The following is a 24,138-nucleotide window of genomic DNA, read 5'->3' as shown; positions in this document are numbered from 1 at the left end:
ACCCACTGTCACATCGCACCGTTTAACGAACCGGTGCAGCGCCTGATAGCTCCGGCGCTGCGCTGCGCGCCGCCGACCGGTCAATCGGGTCCGCGCGCGCTTCTTTACTAACGCCGCCATCGCGCGGCATTTGCTCACCGACGGTTTCCCTTGCAGACCCAGCGGCAGCGCGTAGCGCTGTGCCGGTGCTCTTTCGTGCTGAACCAGCCACTTTGACGTTCTAGCTCGTCAGACCGTGCGCGATCCAATTCGCGTCAGGCCTACGAGGGAGACACGTAGAGGCTGGGCCACTCCGAACGATGACGACGAGCGAGATCGAAGCACTCCGGGTCCAAAAAGCTGCTTTCTTTGGTGACTTTCTTTGCAGCAGCAAAGAAAGTTACCCCTGCCCCGGGGAGGGGCGACGCCAATAGACCGACAACAAAGCAGGATTTCACGAAAGCACAAGCGAACGAAACATCCAGCGCCAGTGAAGATCACTCCGGCACATACCCTCGGCCGATCCAGGCCAACGACACCGCCCCCGATGCCCGCGCATCGACGACTCTGCGCCGCTCGATCACCACCCCCACCGCATCGACATCCTCGAACTTGGCCGGTTTGGCAAGGGAAACCCGCACCCAATGCGCACCAAAATCCGCGATGACGAGCTGCGCGATGCGCTCCGCGAGCGCCTCCAGCAGCTGCAACCCATGCGTCTCGAGTAAGTGAAGAATCGCCTCCCGCACCGCCGCATAATTCACCGTATCCTCGATCCGATCCGTATGACACGCCCGTATCGATGGCACGCCAATCGCAAGATTCATCCGTACGGTCTGCGGTTCATGCAGCTCACTGACGTCGATGCCGATCACCGTCTGCCCGGTGAGCCCCTCGATATAGACGATATCCATCGCCGCGCGCCCCTCCGCCGAAGGTTGCGGCGCAACATAAACAGCTTCGCGGATCGGTTCGAATCGGCCCATATGTTTTTTGCCGCTAATCGCGGTTCCTTTGGTCACAGAAATCCGGCGCGAGATCGCCGAAGGCATCCGTAAGCAGCAAGCAAAAATCGGGCAAACTCTCGACATCTCTATGACACTCCTTATTGAACCGATCCGTCATAGGATGTAAAGTTTTTGAGGACCGGGCCAGATCGGAGTCCAGGACAGCAGTCGAGTCGCCCCGACAACCCGGCCACGAGGCGCGCGCGCGAGCGCAAACCACAAGCAATGAACGAGGCCCAAAGCGCCGCAGCGCCTGCGGAACACACAACAGATTCTGCGCCCGACGGCCGCGCGAGCACGCGCGAACCGGAACGCGGCGCAACGGAGACACGCCCTCATGTCGTCGCTCGCTGACGTAGACACGCATGTCCGGGAAGTGCTGAACATCGTCCATAATCCGCTCGCCGCGCGCCGCGCCCGCGATTCGGTCGCGCAATCTTGGCTGCGCTGCCTCACGGAATTCCAGCTCGATCCCGGCCGCTTCGTCCTGCCGCCCGTCCTCACGCAGCACGAGCTGAACGACCGCCGCGAAGCCGCGAGCGATCTCATCGCGTGCTCGAAGCTCGAAATGACCACGCTGTATCAGCAGCTCGCCGACCCGGAACTCGCCGTGGTGCTCGTCGATTCCGATGGCGTCATCGTGCATCAGGTCTCCTCCGTGCCCTTCGGCGAGGCCGTCGCCGCCGACGGCCTGCGCGTCGGCGCACTCTGGAGCGAGCGCGAAGCCGGCACCAACGGCATGGGCACGTGCCTGATCGAACGCGATTGCATCGCCGTGTGCCAGCACGAGCACTTCTATCCGCGCTATACGTCGCTCACCTGCTCCGCCGCGCCGATCTTCGACGAACGCGGCGAAGTCGTCGGCGTGCTCGACGTCACCAGCCGCTCGAAGCTCCTGCAGCAACATTCGCTCGTGCTCGTCGGCATGTCGCGGCAGATGATCGAAAATCGTCTGATCGACGCGCGCTACCGGCACGCGAACATGATCCACTTCCACAGCCGGCCCGAATTCGTCGGCACGCTGCACGCGGGCAAGCTCGCCGTCAGCGACGAAGGGGTCGTGCTCGCAGCGAGCCGCAGCGCGCTGTTCCAGCTCGACCTGCGCTCGCCCGCCGAACTATGCGGCAAGCGCATCGAGGAAGCCTTCAACGCGACGCTCGAGGACATGATCGCGCGCAGCATCCGCGGCTCGTTCCATCCGGTGACGATCTACAGCGCCAAGGCCAACAGCCGCTTTTTCCTCACGGCGCAAACGCCGCGCGAAGGCGCCAACGGCGCGACGCGCATTCTGCTCAACGATCCCGCGTCGCAGAGCATGTCCACCGCGCCGTCCACCCGCGCGAGGATGCCCCGCAAGGACGCCAACGCCGCCGCGACCGGCCGTCTCGACAAGCTCTCGCATCTGGAATTCGGCGATCCGCGCATGGCCTCGCAGATCCAGCTCGCCGCGCGTGTGATCCAGCGCAAGATTCCGATCATCCTGCGCGGCCAGACCGGCACCGGCAAGGAAGTGTTCGCCAACGCGCTGCACAGCATCAGCCCGAACGGCGCGGGTCCGTTTGTCGCGGTGAATTGCGCCTCGCTGCCGGAGAATCTGATCGAAAGCGAGCTCTTCGGTTATCGCGCGGGCGCGTTCACGGGCGCGCAGCGCGAAGGTCGGCGCGGCAAGATCGTGCAGGCCAACGGCGGCACGCTGTTCCTCGACGAAATCGGTGACATGCCGCTGGCGCTGCAGGCGCGTCTGCTGCGCGTGCTCGAAGAACGCGAAGTGACGCCGCTCGGCGCGGAGACCACCGTGAAGGTGGACTTTCAGCTCATCAGCGCGAGCCACCGCAATCTCATCGAACTGGTGCAGAACGGCACGTTCCGCGAGGACTTGTACTACCGGCTGAACGGCATCGAGATCAATTTGCCGCCGCTGCGCGAACGCGCCGATGCGCTCGCGCTGATCGGCCATATTCTCGAAACCGAGACCGAGGAACCGCCCGCGCTGTCGGCCGAGGCGCGCAATGCGCTTTTGAGCTACGCGTGGCCCGGCAATATCCGCCAGTTGCGCCATGTGCTGCAAATGGCGATCGCGCTGTGCGACGGTCCCGAGATTCGTCTCGCGCATCTGCCGCCAGAGATCGTCAGCGGCGCGGCGAGCACGGCGACGCGCACCCCACCCGCGCCCGCGACGAGCACGCCGCCCGCGCATCTCGCCGAAGACGCCGACACATCGTCGCTCAACGCGATTCAGGTCAAGGAACGCGAGACCGTGCTGCAACTGCTCGACGAGCATCGCTGGAACGTGAGCAACGTCGCGAAGGTGCTGGGCATCAGCCGCAACACGCTGTATCGGAAGATGCATCGGCTGCATATTCGCCTGTCCCACGACACGCCCGCATCCGACAACCCAGCCTCCGACGCATGACGCAACCCACGCCCGCCCGCCGGCTCGACGAGTTCAAGCCCGACGCGCGCTTCGCGTGGTGCGTGACCGGCTCCGGCCATATGCTGGAGGAGTCGATCGCGCTCGCGCGGCGCCTGCCCGGCGTCGATCTGTTTCTCTCCGCCGCCGGCGAGGAAGTGCTGCCGCTCTACGGCTGGACGCTCGCGAAACTGCGCGAGCATTTCAAGGTGTTGCGCGACAACAGCGCGAGCAGCGTGCCCGTCGGCATGCTCTATAGCGGCGACTATCACACGGTCGTGATCGCGCCCGCGACGAGCAACACTGTCGCAAAATGCGCGTTCGGCATCTCCGATACGCTGCCCACCAACCTCTATGCGCAAGCCGGCAAGCAATGCGTGCCGGGCATCGTGTTCGCATGCGACACCGCGCCGTCCGTCATCACGCACGCCCCGAAGGAATGGGTCGAGGTGAGACCGCGCGCGATCGAGTTCGAGAACGTCGAGCGGCTGGCGCGCTTCGCGCATACCACCGTGGCCCGCTCGCTCGACGATCTGCAAGCCGCGCTCGATCAACGCCTGTCGGAACTCAAGCTCGCATGGAACACATCGTCTTCCTGACGGGACGGCTTGCGCAACTGAGCCTGCAACAAGTGCTCGAAAGCATCGCGCCGGTCGCGAAGCGCGAGCCTTTCACGTGGGAAGTGCGCGAGATCGGCCTTCAGGTCGCGGGCCTGATGACCGCCGAGATGATCCGCCGCCGCGTCGCCGCGCCGCTCACCGAAGGCACGAAGCGCATGATCGTGCCCGGCCGATGCCGCGGCGATCTCGACGCGCTCACCGCGCATTACGGCGTGAAGGTCGAGCGCGGTCCCGAGGAAGTGAAGGACTTGCCGCAGTTCTTCGGGCGCGAGGCGCGGCATGTCGATCTGTCGCGCTACGAGACGGAGATCTTCGCCGAAATCGTCGATGCGCCCAGGCTCGATCTCGACGGCATCGCGGCGCGCGCGCGGGAATATCGAAGGCAAGGCGCGGATGTCATCGATATCGGCTGTCTGCCGGAAACGCCGTTTCCGCATCTCGAAGACGCGGTGACGATGCTCAAGGAGCAAGGTTATCGAGTGAGCGTGGATTCGATGCGCGAGGACGAACTCGTGCGCGGCGGGCGCGCGGGCGCCGACTACGTGATGAGCCTCAACGCCGACACGTTATGGATCGCGGACGAGATCGCCTCGACACCCATTCTCGTACCGCGCGAGCCGGCCGATGAGGCCTCGCTCGATCGCGCGATCGAAGGCATGACGAAGCGCGGCCGCGCCTTCCTCGCCGATCCGATTCTCGATCCGATTCCGTTCGGACTCGCGGCATCGATCGCGCGCTATGTCTCCTTGCGCGAGCGTTACCCCGATATACCGATCATGATGGGCGTCGGCAATGTCACCGAGCTGACCGAGGCGGACACGAGCGGCATCAATGCGGTGCTGTTCGGCATGGCCGCCGAGTTGCGCGTGGCCGCGGTGCTGACGACTTCGGTGAGTCTGCACGCGCGCCGCGCCGTGCGCGAAGCCGATGTCGCGCGCCGCATCATGCATGCCGCACGCGAAACGCAGACATTGCCGAAGGGCATTTCAGCCGATCTGTCGGCGCTGCATGCTAAGCGCCCGTTTCCCTATGACGCCGATGAAATCGGCACGTTCGCGGCCGCGGTGCGCGATCCGAACTATCGCGTGCAGGTGTCGGCGGACGGCATTCATGTCTATAACCGCGACGGACATCATGTCGCCGTCGATCCGTTCGCGCTGTATCCAGAACTCAAGGTCGAAAGCGATGGCGGGCACGCGTTCTATCTCGGCGTGCAGCTCGCGCGTGCGGAGATTGCGTGGCAACTCGGCAAGCGCTTCGATCAGGATCAGCCGCTCGACTGGGGCTGCGAGGTGGATCGGCCGGATGAGGATCTGATGGCATGGTGCGCGCCCGGGGCGACGAAGACGAAGGGCTAAGGCTTCCATTTGATCGAGCAGCCGAGGGCGGGATATTGCTCCTCGGGCGCGTCGCCGGTTTCGGCTATGGCGCGCATCGCTTCGTAGAGGTCGCGACGCGCATCCGGCAAGGCCTCCTTGCGTGATGCATCGATCCGGCCGCGATATTTCAGGCGCAAGTCGCGATCGAAACCGAAACACTCGGGCGTGCAGACCGCGCCGTATTCGCGCGCGACTTCCTGCGTTTCGTCATGCAGATACGGGAAAGGCAGGTTCCATTCTTTCGCGAGCGCGATCATGCGGTCGAAGGCGTCGTCGGTGTAGACGCTCGAATCGTTCGCATTGATGCCGGCGACGTTGACGCCGATCGCCTTCAGCGCGCGCGCATCGCGGATCAGGTTCGGCAGCGCGGCTTTCACGTACGGGCAGTGATTGCACATGAAGACGAGCACGAGGCCGTTCGAGCCCTTCAGCGAATCAGGCGTGTGCGTGTTGCCGTCGGTCGCGGGGAGCGTGAATGCGGCGGCAGGCGCGCCGAGTTCGGCAAGCGGAGATTCGGTAGGCATGAGATAGCTCCCAATTGTTTCAATCGGCCATTCGGCATATTGGCGGGTAGCGCCGGCTCGGATAGCATGAAATTTCCTTCTTAGTTATCCGGAGCATTCATGTACATTTTCAGTGTTGAAGAAGCGCAGAAGGATCTGCCCAAAGTACTCGCCCTGGTGGCCCAAGGCAAGGAAGTCGCAATCGGCGGAGAACATCCCGCTGTTCTAAATCGTGTGCGGGGCGTCGGAAATCTGTCCGAAGGCGATCCTGAGTCGTGTGGATCGATCGTCATTGCTTATGTCGACGAGAACGTGCTGGAGGATGAAGCCGTCAAGCCTCTGCCTGACGACATCATCGAGGAGTTCTACAAGCCGCTTTTCGATGAGGCCGGCAACGCACTCGTAGGCCGATGATGCGCCTGCTGCTCGACACCCACATCTATCTCTGGAGCGTATCCAACGATCCAAAGATGCCGAAGAAATTCCGGCGAGACATTGAAGATGCCACGCATGTTTACGTCAGCACGGCCAGCATCTGGGAGCTGTCGATCAAGTCGGCGCGCGGCAGACTGGACCCGAATGGTGAACGCGCAATCGACGAATTGGAACAGAAACCGTTCATTGTGCTTCCTGTTCAGTTCAAACACGCCAGAGCGGTACGCGATATGCCTGATCTGCATCGCGATCCGTTCGATCGCTTATTGGTCGCGCAGGCGCGAACAGAAGTGCTCAGGTTCCTGACAGTCGACAGCGAGCTTTCCGAATACTTTGACGCGGCTGTCCCCGCCTGATCCAGCGCCGCCCGCCCCGAAGTTACGAGCGGCGCTTCCAGCCAACTCAGTGATACCTCTTCGCCATCGCCTCCAGCCCCATCGGTTTGATGCGATCCGCATGTCCCGCGCAGCCGAACGCCTCGAAGCGCGCGACGCATAAATCCCGCGCCGCCGCCGTCGCCGCTTTCAGCGCATGCCGCGGATCGAACTCCGACTTCGCCGACGCCATCGCGCGGCGCATCGCGCCGGTCATCGCCAGTCGGATATCGGTGTCGATATTCACCTTGCGCACACCGCTCGCGATCCCGCGCCGAATCTCCTCGACGGGCACGCCGAACGTCGCCGGAATCTCGCCGCCATGCTCGCGAATGATCGCCAGCCATTCCTGCGGCACCGACGACGATCCGTGCATGACGAGATGCGTATCCGGAATGCGTTCGTGGATCGCGGCGATGCGGTCGATCGCGAGGATATCGCCGGTCGGCTGCCTGCTGAACTTGTACGCGCCGTGCGATGTGCCGATGGCGATCGCCAAAGCATCGATGCCCGTCGCTTCGACGAACGCGCGCGTTTCATCGGGATCTGTCAGCAGCCGATCGTGACTCAGCGCGCCTTCCGCGCCCACGCCGTCCTCCTCGCCCGCGAGGCCGGTTTCGAGCGAGCCCAGGCAACCGAGTTCGCCCTCGACCGACACGCCCACCGAATGCGCCGCATCCACCACGCGCCGGCTCACCTCGACGTTGTACTCGTAGTCGGCGGGCGTTTTCTGATCGGGCATGAGCGAGCCGTCCATCATCACGGACGTGAAGCCCGAGCGGATGGCCTGCTGACACACGGACGGGCTCGCACCGTGATCCTGATGCAGCACCACCGGGATATCAGGATGCGCCTCCACGGCGGCGAGCACGAGATGCCGCAAATACGGCTCGCCCGCATATTTGCGCGCGCCCGCGGACGCCTGCAGGATCACCGGGCTCTTCGTCGCCTCGGCGGCCTGCATGATCGCGTGCACCTGCTCCATGTTGTTGACGTTGAAGGCCGGCACGCCGTAACCGTGCTCCGCCGCGTGATCCAGCAACTGCCTCAGTGCGATGAAAGCCATAGTGAAGTCTCCATAAACCAGCGTTGCGAAATCTCAGGCGGCCACGCGGCGCGCTTCATCGACGAGCGCCTCGGTGCTCACGCGAAAGTGCGCGAACAACTCGCTCGCGGGCGCCGATTCGCCGAAGCGGTCGATGCCGATCACGCCGCCCTTCAGGCCCACGTATTGCCGCCAGAACGACGTGACGCCCGCTTCGATCGCGACGCGCGGCACGCCCTCGGGCAGCACGCGCTCGCGCCACGCGTTGCACTGGCGATCGAACACGGTCGTGGACGGCATCGACACGACGCGCGCGAGAATGCCCTCATCCTTCAGCGGCTCGACCGCCGCGAGCGCGAGCGCCACTTCCGAACCGGTCGCGATCAGCACGACGCGACGGGCATCGCGCTCGCAAGTCGATGGCCAGTCGGCGAGCACATACCCGCCGCGCTCGATCGCGTCGATCTGCGCTTCGTCGCGCGGCACGAACGGCAGATTCTGGCGCGACAGCAACAGGCACGAAGGCCGGTCGCGCTCCACTGCGCTGATCCACGCCTGCATCGTCTCCACCGTATCGCACGGACGCCACACATCGAGGCCGGGAATCATGCGCAGCGTCGCCGCGTGCTCGATCGGCTGATGCGTCGGGCCGTCCTCGCCGAGTCCGATCGAATCGTGCGTGAATACGAACACCGCGCGCGTTTTCATCAGCGCCGCCATGCGCAGCGCGTTGCGCGAATAGTCGGAAAACGTGAGAAAGGTGCCGCCGAACGGCAAATGGCCACGATGCAGCGCGACGCCGTTCAGCACCGCGCTCATACCGAATTCGCGCACCCCGAAGTGGATGTAGTTGCCTTTCTCGGGCGCCGCGCTCACGTCGACCGCATCTTTCCAGCGCGTGAGATTCGAGCCCGTCAGATCGGCCGAGCCGCCGAGCAGCTCGGGCAACGCACGCGCCAGCCCTTCGATCGCCAGTTGCGAAGCCTTGCGTGTGGCAACCGTCTGCCGCGCGCGATCCGCATCGCGCAGCAACGCGTGCGCCGCATCGCGCCAGTTCGCGGGCAGCGCGCCGCGCACGCGACGCTCGAACTCCGCAGCCTCGGCGGGGAACACGCGCCGGTACGCGGCCATGCGGCGATTCCAGCCTTCCTGCACGGCCGCGCCCGGCTCGCGCGCGTCCCACAGCGCGCGAATCGACGATGGAATCTCGAACGGCGCATGCGTCCAGTCGAGCGAGCGGCGTGTGGCATCGATCTCGTCGGCGGGCAGCGGCGCGCCGTGCACGTCGTGCGTGCCGGCAAGCTTCGGCGCGCCCAGGCCGATCACCGTCTTGCAGCAGATGAGCGTCGGCTTGTCCGACTCGCGCGCCCGCTGCAACGCGTGCGAGACGTCATCGACTTCATGACCGTCCACCGCGCGCACGACGTTCCAGCCGTACGATTCGAAGCGCTTCGGCGTGTCGTCGGTGAACCGGCCGTCGACGTGGCCATCGATCGAAATGCCGTTGTCGTCGTAGAGCACGGTGAGCTTGTTCAGCCGCAACGTGCCCGCGAGCGACGCCGCTTCATGCGACACGCCTTCCATCAGACAGCCATCGCCCACGAACACATAGGTTCGATGGTCGACGATCTCGTGTCCCGGCCGGTTGAACTCGCGCGCGAGCAGCGCTTCGGCGAGCGCCATGCCGACCGCGTTCGTGAAGCCCTGGCCGAGCGGCCCGGTCGTGGTCTCGACGCCGGGCGTCATGCCCACTTCGGGATGCCCCGGCGTCTTGCTGCCCATCTGCCGGAAGCGCTTGATCTCGTCGATCGACAGATCGTAGCCGGTGAGATGCAGAAGCGCGTACAGCAACATCGAGCCGTGCCCGTTCGAGAGCACGAAGCGGTCGCGGTCGGGCCAGTCGGGGTCGAGAGGATTGTGTTTCAGATGACGTCCCCACAGCGCGACCGCGATTTCCGCCATGCCCATCGGCATGCCGGGATGACCGGAGTTCGCGCGGCTCACGGCATCGACGGCGAGCATGCGCAACGCGTTCGCCATCTTTCGCGTGTCGGGTGAGCGGTGATGTCGGGGCAAAGCTTCAGCGACGGCATTCATGGATGCCTCCTTTGATGCGATGATGAGAAAGCTTTTCTAGGCGCGCGCGCGCCGGTCGCGCAGCTGCAGAATCATCGGCGTGAAGATGAGTTGCATCGCGAGTCCCATCTTGCCGCCGGGCACGACGATCACGTTCGGACGCGACATGAACGAGTCGTGCAGCATCGTCAGCAGATAAGGAAAGTCGATGCCCTTCGGTTTCGCGAAGCGGATCACGACGAAGCTCTCGTCGGGCTGCGGAATCTCGCGCGCGGTAAAGGGGTTCGACGTATCCACCGTCGGCACGCGCTGAAAATTCACGTGCGTGCGCGAGAACTGCGGGCAGATGTAATTCACGTAATCGGGCATGCGGCGCAGGATGGTGTCGACCACGGCTTCGTGCGAATAGCCGCGCATGGTCTGATCGCGATGCAGCTTCTGAATCCATTCGAGATTGATGATCGGCACCACGCCGACGAGCAGGTCCGCATGGCTCGCGATGTCCACCTTGCCCGTGACCGCGCCGCCGTGCAGGCCCTCGTAGAACATCATGTCGGTGCCGGGCGTCACGTCTTCCCACGGCGTGAACGTGCCCGCGTCCTGCTTGTAGTGCGCGGCTTCGCCGTCGTCGTGAACGTAATGGCGGAATTGGCCGCCGCCCGTTTCGCCGTAAACTTCGAAGAGGTGTTCGAGCTCTTCAAGCAGATTCGCTTCCGGCCCGAAGTGACTGAAGTTGACGAGACCATCGCGTTCGCTCTGCTTCATCGCCTCCCGCATGCCGAGGCGATCGTAGCGATGAAACGCATCGCCTTCGATGATCTGCGCGTTGATCTTTTCGCGCCTGAAGATATGCGTGAAGCTCTTCATGACGGTGGTGGTGCCGGCGCCGCTCGAGCCGGTCACCGCGACGATCGGATGTTTGACTGACATGCGCTTGCCTCCCATGTAGGTATATGTAGTGAGCGCTGTTTCAGATGCGGGATTACGCTTCGGTTTCCGGCAGGAACAGCGAACGTTCCTTAAATAAGGGCGACGTGAACGGCTTGTCCTCGCCGCGATCGTATTCGCCGTGATAGCGCTGAATGCGGTCCACTTCGTTGCGCGAGCCGAGAATCACCGGCACGCGTTGATGCAGCGCGTGCGGTTCGAGATCGAGAATGCGCTCGCGTCCCGTGATCGAAAGCCCGCCCGCCTGCTCGACGATGTAACTCATCGGGCTCGCTTCATACAGCAAGCGCAGGCGGCCTTCCATCTCGGGCGTCTTGAAGTCGCGCGGATACATGAACACGCCGCCGCGCATCAGGATGCGATGCACCTCCGCGACCATCGATGCGATCCAGCGCATGTTGAAGTCCTGCGCGCGGCAACCGGTGCGGCCGTCCTTGCATTCCTGCACATAGCGGCGTACGGGCGGCTCCCAGAAGCGTTCGTTCGATGCGTTGATCGCGAACTCGCATGAATCTTCGGGAATGCGGATATCGGAATGCGTCAGCACGAAATTGCCGACATCGCGTTCCAGCGTGAAGCCATGCGTGCCGTTGCCGACGGAAAGCACGAGCATCGTCGAGGGTCCGTAAATCGCGTAGCCCGCCGCGACCTGCTCGCGGCCCTGGCGCAGGAACGATGCAGCGCCGGGCGCATCGGTTTCGTCGCTGCCGCGCCGGAGCACGGAAAAGATCGAGCCGACCACGCCGTTGATATCGATATTCGACGAACCATCGAGCGGATCGAACGCAAGCAGGTATTCGCCGCGCGGATACGGCTCGGGAATCGCATAGACCTCGTCCATCTCTTCCGACACCATGCCCGCGAGCAGGCCATCCCATTCGCAATGCTGCAGGAAGATGTCGTTGGTCACGAGGTCGAGCTTCTTCTGTTCCTCGCCGTGCGTGTTGATCGACTGCGCGGAACCGTGCTGCCCGCCGAGGGCGCCGCGCGTCAATGCGGCGGCGATGGTCTTGATCGACGCGGCGACGTCGATCAGTAATGCGGACAGGCCGCTCGCCGCTTCGGGTCCGGGCTTGCGGTCCAGCGTGTCGATCAGGAACTTCGATAAGGTCGTGCGTCCATCCTGCATCATGCTCTCCCTGGAGTTATGAATCGGTGAACACGCGGCTCGCGCGGATATCGCTGGCGTCCAACTGCATCAGCGCATCCGCGTCGGCGGCGCCGCTGCCTTGCTCGGCCGCGGCGAAGAGACGGTTCGCCTGCCGCAGGCGCGCACGGTCCAGCGCGTTGCGCACCGAGCGTGCATTGGCGAAGTTGGGCTGCCGGATGCGGCGCGCGAGATAGTCTTCGAAGGCGCTGCGCGCGTCGTCGTCGAAGCGGTAGTGCATATCGGTCAGCATGTGCTCGGCGATCTGCAACAGTTCATCGGGCGCGTAGTCCGGAAACACCAGGTGATGTGCGATACGCGAGCGAAAGCCGGGATTGCTGTGAAAGAAGGTCTCCATGCGCGACTCGTAACCGGCAAGAATGACGACGAGATCGTCGCGCTGGTTCTCCATCGTCTGCAGCAGGATTTCAATGGCTTCCTGCCCGTAGTCGCGCTCGTTCTCCGGGCGATACAGGTAATAGGCCTCGTCGATGAAGAGCACGCCGCCCATCGCGCGCTTGAGCACTTCGCGCGTTTTGGGCGCCGTGTGGCCGATGTACTGGCCGACGAGATCGTCGCGCGTCACCGAGACGAGATGATTGCGCCGGATATAGCCCAGCCGGTGCAGCACCTGCGCCATGCGCAATGCAACCGTGGTCTTTCCGGTTCCGGGATTGCCGGAGAAGCACATGTGCAGCGTGGGCGCACCCGAGGCGATACCCAGCGTCTCGCGGGCGCGTTCCACGAGCAGATGCGCAGCGATCTCGCGGATACGCGTCTTGACGGGCGCGAGTCCGATGAGATCGCGATCCAGCTCCGCCAGCACCTCTCCAATGCGCGATTCGCGGTAGAGCGCCATCAGGTCGGCGCGGGTTTCCCTGACCTCGCGGGTCTGTTCGGTCGCTTCGTCGAGCGTGGCTTCGGCGCTCATGGTCGTTCCTCCTCATCAGTAGCGCACGCCGCTCGGGCGATCGGTGGCGTAGGTGCGGATCGCGTAACGCTGGATGCGGCTGCGCTCGTCCTGACGTTCGAGACGGAAGCCACGCTCTTCCTCCGGGCGGTTGACGAGAAACGAAAGACGCATGGTTTCGAAGCCGCGCACCGAGTCGAAGGCGTTCACCTTGATGTAGTGATTCGGATACGTCTTGCGGCATTCGTTCACTTCCATCAGCACGCCGGCGGCGTCGTGGAGGTCGAACATGGGAAGGCCCCACATTTCCCAATACGTGTTGCGCGGATGCGGATCGTCGGTGAATTCCACCGAACAGGCCCAGCCCTGGTCGAGGGCGTAGTTGATCTGCGCCGAGATTTCTTCGTCAGTCAGCGGAGGGAGAAAGGAAAAGGTTCCTTGCGTTATGTTCATTTCGATATCCTTATGTTCCATGAGATTCCGGCTTCCGCGAAATTCCGGGAAGAACGATGAACTACGCGGCAGCCGTCGCCGTCACCGCAAAATCGGGCGTGTCCGTCGATGCATAGTTGAAGGTCACATCGCGCCACGTATCGAGCGCCTGCTTCAATGGCGTGCACGAACGCGCGGCGGCTTCCAGAATGTCCGGCCCTTCGTTGGCAATATCGCGCCCTTCGTTTCGCGCCTTGACCATGGCTTCGAGTGCGACACGGTTGGCCGTCGCCCCGGCCTGAATGCCTTGCGGATGCCCGATCGTTCCGCCGCCGAACTGCAGAATGCAGTCATCGCCGAAAAGATCGAGCAACTGATGCATCTGTCCCGCATGAATGCCTCCGGACGCCACCGGCATCACCTTGCGCAAACCGGCCCACGGCTGATCGAAGAAAATTCCACGCGAAAGATCAGGCTCGTTACGCGCCTCGCGGCACACGTTGTAGTAGCCCTGCACCGACAACGGATCGCCTTCGAGCTTGCCAACCGCCGTGCCTGCATGGGCATGATCCACCCCCGCCATGCGCAGCCACTTCGCGATCACCCGGAACGAAATGCCGTGATTGCGCTGCCGCGTATAAGTCCCATGCCCCGCGCGATGCAGGTGCAGGATCATGTCGTTGCGGCGCGCCCACTTCGACATCGACTGGATCGCGGTCCAGCCGATCACGAGATCGATCATCACGATGCACGAACCCAGTTCCTTCGCGAACTCGGCGCGCTCGTACATATCCTCCATCGTGCCGGCCGTCACGTTCAGATAGTGGCCCTTCACTTCGCCGGTTTCGGCCTGCGCACGGTTCACCGCTTCCATCGAGAACAGATAGCGGTCGCGCCAGTGCATGAACGCCTGCGAGTTGATGTTCTCGTCGTCCTTCAGAAAATCGAGGCCGCCTTTGAGGCCTTCATACACCACCCGTCCATAGTTCTTGCCCGACAAGCCGAGCTTCGGCTTGACCGTCGCGCCAAGCAGCGGACGTCCATATTTGTCGAGCCGCTCGCGCTCGACGATGATGCCCGTCGGCGGCCCCTGGAAAGTCTTCAGATACGCAACCGGAATGCGCATGTCCTCGAGGCGCAGCGCCTTCAATGGCTTGAAGCCGAACACATTGCCGATAATCGACGCGGTCAGATTGGCGACCGAGCCTTCCTCGAACAGATCGAGCTCGTAAGCGATATAAGCGAAGTATTGTGGCTCGTCCGCGCGCTGATTCGGCACCGGCTCCACGCGATACGCCTTCGCGCGATACATGTCGCAGGCGGTGAGACGGTCGGTCCACACGACGGTCCAGGTCGCCGTCGACGATTCGCCCGCGACGGCCGCGGCCGCTTCTTCCGGCTCGACGCCCGCTTGCGGCGTGATGCGGAACAGCGCGATCACGTCCGTGTCCTTGGGCGTGTAGTCGGGCTGCCAGTAGCCCATCTCGCGATACTTCATGACGCCGGCCGCATAACGCGAGCGCGGATCGGACGGATTGCGCGCCGCTTCGACGGCTGCTTTGCTGAAGTCGTTCATTCCGGTTCCTCGACTGAAGAGATGAGAGTGACGTGCGTTTGCTGCCCTGCTGTGAATGCAGAGTAAGCATTGACCGCGAAGAAAGGAATTCACGATTTGCTTGCGCGACCTTAAGCGATGCCTTAGTCGGGATTAGCCCTGATGCGTTTATGGCTGAGGCGATGGGACACTTTGCTCTGATTCCGTCACAGTTCATCCGCATGCGGCGACCCGGCGCTCTTCGGCATCTGCTTCATGTCGTTGGCATGGCGCTTGCATCGGAGATGAGCCGGCCTTTTTACCGGTCACCTGTCGGAAGTTATCGGGCAGTATTTGGATGCAGCAATTCACTCACATGGAGGAACGCCCATGCAATGGACCACGCCCAGCTTCACCGATATGCGTTTTGGTTTTGAAATCACGATGTATATCGCCACCCGCTAACCAACGCGGACGAACCGCACGGGGCTGCGTCGAAGCGATCGCGGCCTTTTCGTGCGGTCATGAATTCTTGCGCCGACCATCATGATCTACGAGACCATCGTCACGACCGCGGATGGCGAGGGCCGGCCTCACATCGCGCCGATGGGCGTGCGCTTCGAAGGAGGCTTCGCGATCCTCGCGCCGTTCCGGCCATCCACGACGCTCGACAACGTCATCGCGACGAAGAGCGCGTGTGTCAACTTCACAACCGATGTGCGCGTGTTCGCAGGCTGCGTGACGGGCATCGCGCGCGAGTGGCCGACCGTCGCCGCGGACACCGTGCCGAGCGTGCGCCTTGCTGAAACGCTCGCGCACACCGAACTGCGCCTGGCCGAAATCAGCGACGACGACACGCGTCCGACGCTGCGCATGGAATGCGTGCATCGCGCGACGCATGCACCGTTTCCGGGCTTCAATCGCGCGCAGGCTGCGGTCGTCGAAGGCGCGATTCTGGTGAGCCGGCTGTTCATGCTGCCGGCGGACAAGGTCGATAGCGAGATCGCGTATCTTCGGATCGCGATCGACAAGACCGCGGGCGACGCCGAACGCGAGGCATGGCAATGGCTCTTGCGCTCGATCGACGCGCATCGCGCGAAGACGAGCGGTTGACGCCTCATCTGCACCATCCCTCTGGAGTTTTCACGATGACCGCATTGCTGGCGAGCGTTCGCTCGGCGCAGGAAGCATTCGACGCCGCGCAGGCCGGCGCCGAGCTGATCGACCTGAAGGAGCCGCACGCGGGCGCGCTGGGCGGCGTGGCGATCGGCGAGATCGCTCGGATCGTGCCTGCGCTGCGCGCGCGTTATGCGTTGCGGCCGATCAGCGCGACCATCGGCGATTTGCCGAACGATGCGCTCGATAAAATAGGCGCGCGCGTGCTCGAGGTCGCCGCGACGGGCGTCGATTACGTGAAGGTGGGCGTGATGCCCGGGGCGGGTGCGGTTGCCTGTTTGCGGCATCTGGCGGGGCTGCCGGCGGCGGTCGTGCCTGTTCTTCTCTCTGACGACGGCGTGGATCGCGAGCTGGCGGCGCTCGCCGCGCGACTGGGCTTTGTGGCGATCGTTTTCGACACTGCGCGCAAGGACGGCAGCACGCTGTTCGATCATGTCGACGTGGAGGTGCTGGCTGATTGCATCGCCGATGGGCGCGCGCGCGGAACGATGATCGCGATCGCTGGATCGCTCGGATGGGGCGATCTCGATACTATTCGCAGGCTTGCGCCCGATATCGCCGGCTTTCGCGGGGCGCTATGCGATGAACGCGAAGGGCGACAGGGGACGCTCGACGCTCGGCGTGTTGAGAAGTTGGCGCGGGCGTTGCATTCCGCGCATGAATTGGTTTAGCCGGAGGCCGCCTGCTTGTGCTTCCATGAAGCGCAGGCAAGCGAAACATCGGGCGCCAGAGAATCAGCCACCTAAACCGCCACGTTAAGCAACCGGTCCCTCATGATCGAAGCATCCGACTTGCTAAAAATCTCGACGAGATAATTCGCATCCCGCACATATCCGGGAAACCGTCGATCGACAATGCCCCTCGCGGCCAGCGCCTCCAGCGACTCGTTCCCCTGCACGTCACAAGACTTCACGATCATCAGCCGCTCCGCGTTGAGCGAAGTGGAAAGCCACGCCGCCAGGCTATCGGAGGTCGTGTCCCAGTTGGTCATCGAATCCGGCGTGGTCCGCATAAGATCGGTCGGAACCCAAACCGCCACGCGCCCGTCCCGCAACGCGCGCCGAATGCGATTCTCGTTCGACGCCAGCACCAGCTCCGGCACCACGCCCTGCATCAGAATCGCGTATTGCGCCATCGCGAGCAGACACATGTTGTGTGCCGCGAGATCGTCGAAACGCCATTCGCGCTGATACGCCCGCACCGCATCCGCGAAATCGCCTCCACCCGGCACGATCACCACGCGCCCTCCGCCCACTTCCCAAAGCCGCGTGAGCCACTCGCGCAGCGCCGGGTCGTGACTCAGGCTCCCCCCGATCTTCACCACCCACATGGTTCCTGTCCTCGTTCGATCTTGCCGCCGGGCCACGCACCCGGTTCCATCCCGCGCCTTCGCCACGCTGTATCGGGCACGCTATCACGCCGCGCGCGACGACGCCTCGTTCGAAGGACGAGTTTCGTTATCCGCCGCGCTCTTTCCGTTCGCCGCCGTCGCGGCGAGCAGCGCGACCGCCACGCTCGGCGCGCATGTCGAGACCCATTCGGCGCGCGCCGCGTCGTCGTTCGCCACGCCCGCGAGACGCGCGAAATCCACATAGCCGCGCGCCTCCTGCCGCGCGAGCGCCGCCGCCAGAAACCGCCCGCAGCCCGCGCCGACGATCGGCGCCGCAGCCAGCGCCGCATCCTGCGCGATCACGCGCGCGAGATTCGCCTCCAGCGTGCGCAACTGCTCCTGCCGCCAGCTCTGCGCAAAGCGGCGCCAGTCGGCATCGCTCGCGTCGACGGCGTCGCGGCCGATCATCCGCGCGATGCGCGCCCGGCTCGCGGCCTCCGTCTTCGGCCCGTTGTCGGCGCTCGGATGCTGGTCGTGTCCGTCCTTCAATTCGCCCGTCAGACGGTACACGTCCGCGGTCGTCGCGAACCATTCGTTCATCACGCCCGTCGCCTCGCCGCGAAACGCGATGCGCTGCGCGATGCCGCACAAAGGCGTGCGCACGACGCCCTGGTACACGAGCTCGCCGCTGATCAGGCGCTCGGCATCGTTCGAGCCGCGCGCGACCACCCGGCCGCCGACGATCGGGATGATGTCCGTCGTCGTGCTGCCGATGTCGATGAGCAGCGCATCGAACTCGCGCGTCGCCACCCATTGCGCGGTCGCAAGCCAGTTCGCCGACGCCACCTTGCGCCAGCCGTCCGCGCAGGCCGAGCGCGCGAGCCAACCCGCGTCGCCGGCGAAGAACATCGTGCGCGGCCCGAGCCGTTGCGCGAGCGCGCGCGTGAGCGTGCGTACGCCTTGCGCGCGGTCGGTGAACAGATCGACCATCTCGCCGGTCATGGTGACCGCATGACGCGCCGACGAATCGGCCGCGACGGGCCAGCGCTCGAACACGGCGTCGATCGCGCGCTCCAGATGCGGGAGACCCTGCCACAGCGGGCAGGCCCATTGCGCGACATCGACGAGCGCGCCCGCGCGCGTCGTCATCGACACCTTGACGTGCGCGCCGCCCACGTCCCAGCCGAACACCGGCGCGTCGTTCGAAGTGGATGTCGTCATGACGCCGCTCCGCCGCACGCGCGCAGCCGTTCGGCATCGCCGTCGAAACCGGGCACGCGATGCGCCGCGAGCAACTCCGCCGCGAGATTCCTGCCGCCGCGCCGGTTCAGTTCCGCATACGCGACCGTGAGACGCGGATTCACCTCGATGACGACCGGGCCGCGCTCCGGATGCCACACCACGTCGATGCCCGCGAAGCCGCGCAAGCCCGGAAACGCTTCGGCGACGCGCAGCGCGAGCCGTTCGAGCGCGCGTCCCTGCGGACCGTGCCGGTCGATGCGATCGACGTCGACGCCGTCGAACTGGACGATGCGCTCGCGCCGCTCCGAGCCCGTCGCATCCGAAAGCCCGATGCGCTGCCGGTTGATGCTGACGAGCCGCGCGAGCCGGTCGCGGCAGATCAGCGAAAGGCTGAGCGGCTCGCCATCGATCCATTCCTGCAGCACCGGATTGCGGCCGGCTTCCGCGCGCGCTTCGTATTCGGCGCGCGCGGCGGCGAGGTCGTCGTAGACGTAGGTGTCGAGGCCGCCTGCGCCGTCGTCGGGCTTGACGACCCAGCGGCGCCCGAGGCCGGGCGTCGCGATGTCGGGATCGAGCGCGGGCGTCGCGGGAATGCTGCGCGCGGCAAGGCACGCGGCGGTCGCACTTTTGCTCGATGCCGCGCGGATTGCTTCCTTCGCGCAGCCGAGCCAGCGCGCCTGGCCGACGACATCGTGCAGCTTGAGCAAAAGCCCGTCGCACTCGGGCGCGACGATGCAGGCATAGTCGTGCTCGCGCGCCATGCGGCCGACGAAGCGCGTGACCGCCTCGCCCGGCTGAGCGCGCGCGTAGCCCGCTTCGTCGTCGAGCTGTTCGAAGCGCGAACTCGCGACGGTCACCTCGATGCCGGGCAACGCGCGCAGATCGGAGGCGATGGCGTCGCGCATGACGCGGCCCTCGACGATGAGCGCAGAGAGGTCGGCAAGGCTACCTGCGCCCGCCACGTCCGGATCGATGCCGCCGCCGGTGAGATACTCGAATACAAAGATCTTGGTCAAAGGAAAGCCATCCATGCAGGTGATACCCGTTCTCGATCTGCTCGACGGCCACGCGGTGCGCGCGGTGCGCGGCGAGCGTTCACGCTATCGGCCGATCCAGTCCTCGTTGTGCGCGACGAGCGATCCGGTTTCGATCGCGCGCGCGCTCGTCGCCGCGACTGGCTCACGCACCTTGTACGTGGCCGATCTCGGCGCGATCCTGCTGCGCGGCGCACACGATCACGCGCTCGCCGCGCTTTGCGACACCCTAGGCGACGGCTTCGACATCTGGCTCGACGCGGGCTTCACGGCGTTCGCGCCGATGCGCGCCCTCGTCGAGCGCATCACGCGCCTGTCACGCTCGGCCGCGCCGGCTGCGATCGTGCCGGTGTTCGGCACCGAGACGCTGCTCGACATCGGCGCCATCGCGGAGGCTTCCGCCTGCGGGTTCGAGCCGATTCTCTCGCTCGACTACCGCGGCGGCGGCGCGCTCGGCGCGGGGCATATCGAGAGCGCGTGGTGGCCGTCGCGCGTGATCGTGATGACGCTGGATCACGTGGGCGCGTATGCCGGACCCGATCTCGAAACACTCACTGCCGTCCGTGCGATTGCCGGTGCGCGCAAGGTGATCGGCGCGGGAGGCGTCCGTAATGACGCTGATCTCGCGCTGGCCGCTGACGGTGGCGCCGGTGCGTGGCTCGTCGCTTCCGCGATTCACGATGGGACGGTAGGGCGTCGTGATGTGGATCGCGGGGCGGGGTCTGCTCTGGCGTCGCCGTCGTCGGACGGGTGACTCAATATTTGTGCCAAGGTTTGTTGGCCTTGGCTGGCGCGTAAACGTTTGGCAAGGGGGTGTTGCAGGCAGTGATCCAAAAGTGACAGTGTGTTGCAGCGTGGAGCAGTTTTTTTGTTCGTGCGCTTCCATGAAATCCTGCGTTCGTGTCGGTCTATCAGCTCTGCCCCTCCCCGGGGCGGGGGTAACTTTCTTTGCTGCTGCAAAGAAAGTCACCAAAGAAAGCAGCTTTTTTTTGACCCGGAGTGCTTGAGGCGGGCTCGTCGTCATGATTCTGAGTGGCCCAGCCTCTAAGTGTCTTCCTCGTAGGCCTGACGCGAATTGGATCGCGCACGGTCTGACGAGCTAGAACGTCAAAGTGGCTGGTTCAGCACGAAAGAGCACCGGCACAGCGCTACGCGCTGCCGTGGGGCATGCAAGGGACACCGACCTTGGGCGAATGCTATGAGATGGCAGCGTCAGCACGAAAGCACGGGCGGACCTGATGGACCGGTCGGCGGCGCGCAGCGCAGCGCCGGAGCTATCAGGCGCTGCACCGGTTCGTTAAGCGGCGCGATGTGACAGTGGGTCCGCGATCCAAGCCCGGTGGGGCCTATGAGGGCGACACTTAGGCGAGGGCCATTGGGAAGGAATAAGCGTGGCCAAATTGCGTGTGACCGCGGGCCTGAAAAGCTGCTTTCTTTGGTGACTTTCTTTGCAGCCGCAAAGAAAGTTACCCCCGCCCCGGGGAGGGGCAGAGCTAATAGACCGACACGAACGCAGGATTTCACAGAAGCACAAGCGAACGAAACATCCAGCGCCAGCAAACCCAAATCGGCATAAACCTTGCTCTAAAGCACGACCATGCCCGATTCCTTCACCGAGAAGAACGCCCAAGCCGCAGGCGATAAAAAAACCTGGACCTGTCCGTTCTGCCCCTTGCTATGCGACGACATCGTGCTCGCACCCTCCGACGACCGGCGCCTCGCGGCGCCGCAAACCGACTGCGCGCGTCTGGCGGAATCCCTTGCCCGCTTCGGTCCGCAGGATGCAAGCCGGAAACCCACAATCGACGGGCAAGACACCGATCCCGCGTCGGCGCTAGCACAAGCCGCAGCGATCTTGTCGCACGCACGTCGCCCGCTCTTCGGCGGGCTCGCGACCGACGTCTCCGGCGCACGCGCGCTCTATGAACTCGCCGCGCATTGCGGCGCCATCCTCGATCACCTGCATGGCGACGCCCTCGCGCACAGCAACCGCGCACTGCAGGACCGCGGATCGTTCTTCACCACGCTCTCGGAAGTGCGCTCGCGCGCCGATCTCATCGTCGTGTTCGCGTGCCAGCCGTCGCGCCGCTATCCGCGCTTCTACGAACGCATCGCGAGCGAAGGGCGCGACGTCGGCATCGTATTCGTCGGATGTGACGTCGATCAGGCCGCAAACGCGCCGCGCGCGGAATCGATCCTGAGCAATGCCGATCCCTTCGATACGCTCGCGCTCTGGTCCGCGCATGTCGAAGGCGGACGCCCGATCGGCGCACCGGAACTCCTCACGCTCACCGAGCGCATCAACGCCGCGAAGTACACAGCCTTCGTCTACGAGCCGTCGACGCTGCCCGCGCCCCACGCCGCACTCGCGATCGAGTCTTTGCAGCGCATCGTCAAGGCGATCAACCGCACCTCGCGCGCGGGCACGATCGCGCTGACCGGCGACGACGGCGCCGCCTCCGTCAACCAGGCCATCACGTGGCTCTCGGGCTACCCGCTGCGCACGCGCGTCGCGTTCGGCCTGCCGCTCGATCACGATTCGTATCGATACCGCACCGAGACGCTTCTCGCCCGCAAGGAAATCGATGCGCTCGTCTGGGTGTCGAGCTTCGCGCCCGAACCTCTGCCCGCAGCACTCGATGACGACATGCCCGCGATCATCCTCGCGCATCCATCGATGAATGTGCCCCCACGCAAGGGCGCAACGGTCTTCATTCCGGTCGCCACACCCGGCATCGACAGCGGCGGCCATCTGTTTCGCGTCGATACTTCCGTGGTCGCGCCGCTCGCAGCCGCACGCGACGCCGGCCTGCCGACGGTCGCCTCGATCGCATCGCAGCTCACGCAGGCAAGGAGGCCTCAATGAGCCTCACGCGCCTCAAAGGCGGCACGCTCTACGATCCCGCCAATAAAGTCGACGGCGCGAAACACGATATCTATATCCGAGATGGCCGCATCGTCGATCGTGCGGCGAACGAGAGCATCGACCACGATTTCGACGCGAACGGCATGGTCGTCATGGCCGGCGGCATCGATCTGCATTCGCATATCGGCGGCGGCAAGACCAATCTGTCGCGTCTGCTCCTGCCCGAAGATCATCGCGACGATCCACGCGCCGTGCCCGATCGCCCCGGCGAAGGACGTTACATGCGCCTGCCTTCGTGCGGCGTGTGCGCGCCCGGCACGCTCGCGGCAGGCTATCGCTACGCGGAAATGGGCTACACCGCCGCGTTCGAACCCGCGATGATCGCCTCGAACGCACGCCACGCGCATCTGGAAATGGGCGACACGCCGATCATCGATCACGGCGCCTACGTGATGATGGGCAACGACGAACTCTTCCTGCAAATGCTCGCCGCACAGGAAGACTTCGAACGTCTGCGCGATTACGTCGGCTGGACCATGCATTCGAGCAAGGCGCTCGGCGTGAAGGTCGTGAATCCCGGCGGCATCTCGGCGTTCAAGTTCAACCAGCGCTCGCTCGATGTCGATGAAAAGCACGTGCATTACGGCATCACGCCGCGCGACGTGCTCAAGACGCTCACGCACGCGCTGACGGAGTTGCGCGTGCCGCATCCGCTGCATGTGCATGCGAGCAATCTCGGTGTGCCCGGCAACGTCGAATCGACGATCAGGACGATGGACGCCGCCGACGGCCTGCCCATTCATCTGACGCATATCCAGTTTCATAGCTACGGCACGGACGGTCCGCGCAAGTTTTCGTCGGGCGCGCGCGCGATCGCCGAAGCGGTGAACGCGCGGCCCAACGTGAGCATCGATGTCGGTCAGATCATCTTCGGCCAGACGGTCACCGCGTCCGGCGACACGATGATGCAGTTCAAGAACGCACCGATGGCCCGGCCGCGCAAATGGGTGCTCGGCGATATCGAATGCGATGCGGGCTGCGGCGTCGTGCCCTTCAAGTATCGCGAGCAGAGCTTCGTGAATGCGCTGCAATGGATCATCGGGCTGGAAATATTTCTGCTCGTCGACGATCCATGGCGCGTGTCGATGACGACCGATCATCCGAACGGCGCGCCGTTCACGAGTTATCCGCATCTGATCCGCCTTCTGATGGACAAGTCCTTTCGCGACGAGCAACTCGACAAGCTCCACGCCGACGCGAAAACCGCCAGCGCGCTCGGCGAAATCACGCGCGAGTTCTCGCTGTACGACATCGCGATCATCACGCGCGCGGGTCCGGCGAAGCTGCTCGGCCTGAAGGATCGCGGGCATCTCGGCGCTGGCGCGGCGGCGGATATCGCCGTGTATCGCGAGGACGCGGATCGCGAGCGCATGTTCACGTCGCCTGCGTATGTGTTCAAGGACGGCGAACTGATCGCGCGCGACGGCACGCTGCTCGCGACGCCCACCGGCGGCATTCATTTCGTGAGCCCCGACTACGACCGCTCGATCGAAAAGCGCGTGCGCGATTACGCCCAGGCGAATCTCGCGACGCGCTTCGAGAACATCGCCATCGGCAACGACGAAATCTGCGCGTGCTGCAATGGCGGCAGGCTCCTGCCGGTTGCGTGCTTCGCCGCGAGCGAGGGCTAG

The 24,138-nt window shown here is 64.4% G+C and carries 23 protein-coding genes; 11 read left to right on the top strand and 12 right to left on the bottom strand.

Annotated elements, in window-relative coordinates; all coding sequences use genetic code 11:
* Window positions 1-476: 476 nt before the first annotated feature.
* Window positions 477-965, bottom strand: a complete 489-nt coding sequence (locus tag AWB79_RS18550; protein ID WP_061168905.1) for a dihydroneopterin aldolase — start codon at window positions 963-965, stop codon at window positions 477-479.
* Between the two features lie 358 nt (window positions 966-1,323).
* Here AWB79_RS18550 and AWB79_RS18545 point away from each other — a divergent pair, with 358 nt between their 5' ends.
* From AWB79_RS18545 to AWB79_RS18535, 3 genes are read left to right on the top strand one after another with little or no spacing between them, the layout of a single operon-like run.
* Entirely contained in the window at window positions 1,324-3,399 is a 2,076-nt protein-coding gene (locus AWB79_RS18545) for a sigma-54-dependent Fis family transcriptional regulator (RefSeq protein WP_061168876.1), read from the top strand.
* Window positions 3,396-3,995 (top strand): flavoprotein, encoded by a 600-nt coding sequence (locus AWB79_RS18540; RefSeq protein ID WP_061168875.1) that lies wholly within the window; start codon window positions 3,396-3,398, stop codon window positions 3,993-3,995. Before AWB79_RS18545 ends, AWB79_RS18540 begins: the two co-directional genes overlap by 4 nt.
* Window positions 3,974-5,374, top strand: a complete 1,401-nt coding sequence (locus tag AWB79_RS18535; protein ID WP_061168874.1) for a DUF6513 domain-containing protein — start codon at window positions 3,974-3,976, stop codon at window positions 5,372-5,374. Before AWB79_RS18540 ends, AWB79_RS18535 begins: the two co-directional genes overlap by 22 nt.
* Here the strand turns inward: AWB79_RS18535 and AWB79_RS18530 are convergent.
* Window positions 5,371-5,919, bottom strand: a complete 549-nt coding sequence (locus AWB79_RS18530) for a thioredoxin family protein (protein WP_061168873.1) — start codon at window positions 5,917-5,919, stop codon at window positions 5,371-5,373. The two genes, AWB79_RS18535 and AWB79_RS18530, sit on opposite strands and share 4 nt — an antisense overlap.
* Before the next feature lie 99 nt (window positions 5,920-6,018).
* On the opposite strand from AWB79_RS18530, the gene AWB79_RS18525 reads away from it, so the two are divergent.
* Together AWB79_RS18525 and AWB79_RS18520 are read left to right on the top strand one after the other, a co-directional pair.
* Complete coding sequence (locus AWB79_RS18525) at window positions 6,019-6,312, top strand: hypothetical protein (protein WP_061168872.1); 294 nt, start codon at window positions 6,019-6,021, stop codon at window positions 6,310-6,312.
* Window positions 6,312-6,689 carry a type II toxin-antitoxin system VapC family toxin gene (locus tag AWB79_RS18520; RefSeq protein ID WP_061168904.1) on the top strand — a complete coding sequence of 126 codons (378 nt, stop codon included), beginning with the start codon at window positions 6,312-6,314 and terminating at the stop codon, window positions 6,687-6,689. Before AWB79_RS18525 ends, AWB79_RS18520 begins: the two co-directional genes overlap by 1 nt.
* A gap of 46 nt (window positions 6,690-6,735) precedes the next feature.
* Here the strand turns inward: AWB79_RS18520 and fba are convergent, their stop codons facing one another.
* The 7 genes from fba to AWB79_RS18485 all read right to left on the bottom strand — a co-directional run bounded on the left by fba (window position 6,736) and on the right by AWB79_RS18485 (window position 14,841).
* The gene (fba, locus tag AWB79_RS18515) at window positions 6,736-7,773 is read right to left on the bottom strand and encodes a class II fructose-bisphosphate aldolase (RefSeq protein WP_061168871.1); all 1,038 of its coding nucleotides are present in this window, start codon (window positions 7,771-7,773) and stop codon (window positions 6,736-6,738) included.
* Window positions 7,774-7,806: 33 nt separating this feature from the next.
* A complete protein-coding gene (gene tkt / locus AWB79_RS18510; RefSeq protein WP_061168870.1) occupies window positions 7,807-9,849 on the bottom strand; it encodes a transketolase in 2,043 nt (680 codons plus the stop codon).
* Window positions 9,850-9,885: 36 nt separating this feature from the next.
* The gene (locus AWB79_RS18505) at window positions 9,886-10,758 is read right to left on the bottom strand and encodes a phosphoribulokinase (protein ID WP_061168903.1); all 873 of its coding nucleotides are present in this window, start codon (window positions 10,756-10,758) and stop codon (window positions 9,886-9,888) included.
* A 52-nt stretch (window positions 10,759-10,810) separates the two neighbouring features.
* On the bottom strand, window positions 10,811-11,905 hold the full coding sequence (locus AWB79_RS18500; protein ID WP_061168902.1) for a class 1 fructose-bisphosphatase: 1,095 nt from the start codon (window positions 11,903-11,905) through the stop codon (window positions 10,811-10,813).
* 16 nt (window positions 11,906-11,921) lie between these two features.
* The gene (gene cbbX, locus AWB79_RS18495; protein WP_061168869.1) at window positions 11,922-12,854 is read right to left on the bottom strand and encodes a CbbX protein; all 933 of its coding nucleotides are present in this window, start codon (window positions 12,852-12,854) and stop codon (window positions 11,922-11,924) included.
* A 15-nt stretch (window positions 12,855-12,869) separates the two neighbouring features.
* On the bottom strand, window positions 12,870-13,286 hold the full coding sequence (locus tag AWB79_RS18490; protein WP_061168901.1) for a ribulose bisphosphate carboxylase small subunit: 417 nt from the start codon (window positions 13,284-13,286) through the stop codon (window positions 12,870-12,872).
* Between the two features lie 61 nt (window positions 13,287-13,347).
* Window positions 13,348-14,841, bottom strand: coding sequence for a form I ribulose bisphosphate carboxylase large subunit (locus tag AWB79_RS18485; RefSeq protein WP_061168868.1), 1,494 nt, complete (start codon window positions 14,839-14,841; stop codon window positions 13,348-13,350).
* A gap of 348 nt (window positions 14,842-15,189) precedes the next feature.
* Here AWB79_RS18485 and pqqA point away from each other — a divergent pair, with 348 nt between their 5' ends.
* The 3 genes from pqqA (at window position 15,190) to AWB79_RS18475 (ending at window position 16,646) form a co-directional block, all read left to right on the top strand.
* Complete coding sequence (pqqA, locus tag AWB79_RS40825) at window positions 15,190-15,264, top strand: pyrroloquinoline quinone precursor peptide PqqA (RefSeq protein WP_008354335.1); 75 nt, start codon at window positions 15,190-15,192, stop codon at window positions 15,262-15,264.
* A gap of 81 nt (window positions 15,265-15,345) precedes the next feature.
* On the top strand, window positions 15,346-15,912 hold the full coding sequence (locus AWB79_RS18480) for a DUF447 domain-containing protein (protein WP_061168867.1): 567 nt from the start codon (window positions 15,346-15,348) through the stop codon (window positions 15,910-15,912).
* Between the two features lie 35 nt (window positions 15,913-15,947).
* Window positions 15,948-16,646, top strand: a complete 699-nt coding sequence (locus AWB79_RS18475) for a (5-formylfuran-3-yl)methyl phosphate synthase (RefSeq protein ID WP_061168866.1) — start codon at window positions 15,948-15,950, stop codon at window positions 16,644-16,646.
* Between the two features lie 71 nt (window positions 16,647-16,717).
* On the opposite strand, the gene AWB79_RS18470 is transcribed toward AWB79_RS18475, so the two are convergent.
* The 3 genes from AWB79_RS18470 to AWB79_RS18460 all read right to left on the bottom strand — a co-directional run bounded on the left by AWB79_RS18470 (window position 16,718) and on the right by AWB79_RS18460 (window position 19,563).
* Entirely contained in the window at window positions 16,718-17,305 is a 588-nt protein-coding gene (locus tag AWB79_RS18470; protein WP_061168865.1) for an amino acid kinase family protein, read from the bottom strand.
* An 84-nt stretch (window positions 17,306-17,389) separates the two neighbouring features.
* Window positions 17,390-18,526 carry a hydantoinase/oxoprolinase family protein gene (locus AWB79_RS18465; protein WP_061168899.1) on the bottom strand — a complete coding sequence of 379 codons (1,137 nt, stop codon included), beginning with the start codon at window positions 18,524-18,526 and terminating at the stop codon, window positions 17,390-17,392.
* Window positions 18,523-19,563, bottom strand: a complete 1,041-nt coding sequence (locus tag AWB79_RS18460; protein WP_061168900.1) for an ATP-grasp domain-containing protein — start codon at window positions 19,561-19,563, stop codon at window positions 18,523-18,525. Before AWB79_RS18460 ends, AWB79_RS18465 begins: the two co-directional genes overlap by 4 nt.
* Before the next feature lie 13 nt (window positions 19,564-19,576).
* Here AWB79_RS18460 and AWB79_RS18455 point away from each other — a divergent pair, with 13 nt between their 5' ends.
* The 3 genes from AWB79_RS18455 (at window position 19,577) to AWB79_RS18445 (ending at window position 24,138) form a co-directional block, all read left to right on the top strand.
* Complete coding sequence (locus tag AWB79_RS18455; protein WP_061168864.1) at window positions 19,577-20,335, top strand: HisA/HisF-related TIM barrel protein; 759 nt, start codon at window positions 19,577-19,579, stop codon at window positions 20,333-20,335.
* An 843-nt stretch (window positions 20,336-21,178) separates the two neighbouring features.
* Window positions 21,179-22,447, top strand: coding sequence for a molybdopterin-binding domain-containing protein (locus AWB79_RS18450; RefSeq protein WP_061168863.1), 1,269 nt, complete (start codon window positions 21,179-21,181; stop codon window positions 22,445-22,447).
* A complete protein-coding gene (locus AWB79_RS18445) occupies window positions 22,444-24,138 on the top strand; it encodes a formylmethanofuran dehydrogenase subunit A (protein WP_061168862.1) in 1,695 nt (564 codons plus the stop codon). Before AWB79_RS18450 ends, AWB79_RS18445 begins: the two co-directional genes overlap by 4 nt.

This window comes from Caballeronia hypogeia, from assembly GCF_001544875.2.
Taxonomy (GTDB): Bacteria; Pseudomonadota; Gammaproteobacteria; order Burkholderiales; family Burkholderiaceae; genus Caballeronia; species Caballeronia hypogeia.
This window is presented reverse-complemented; position numbering and strand designations above follow the sequence as displayed.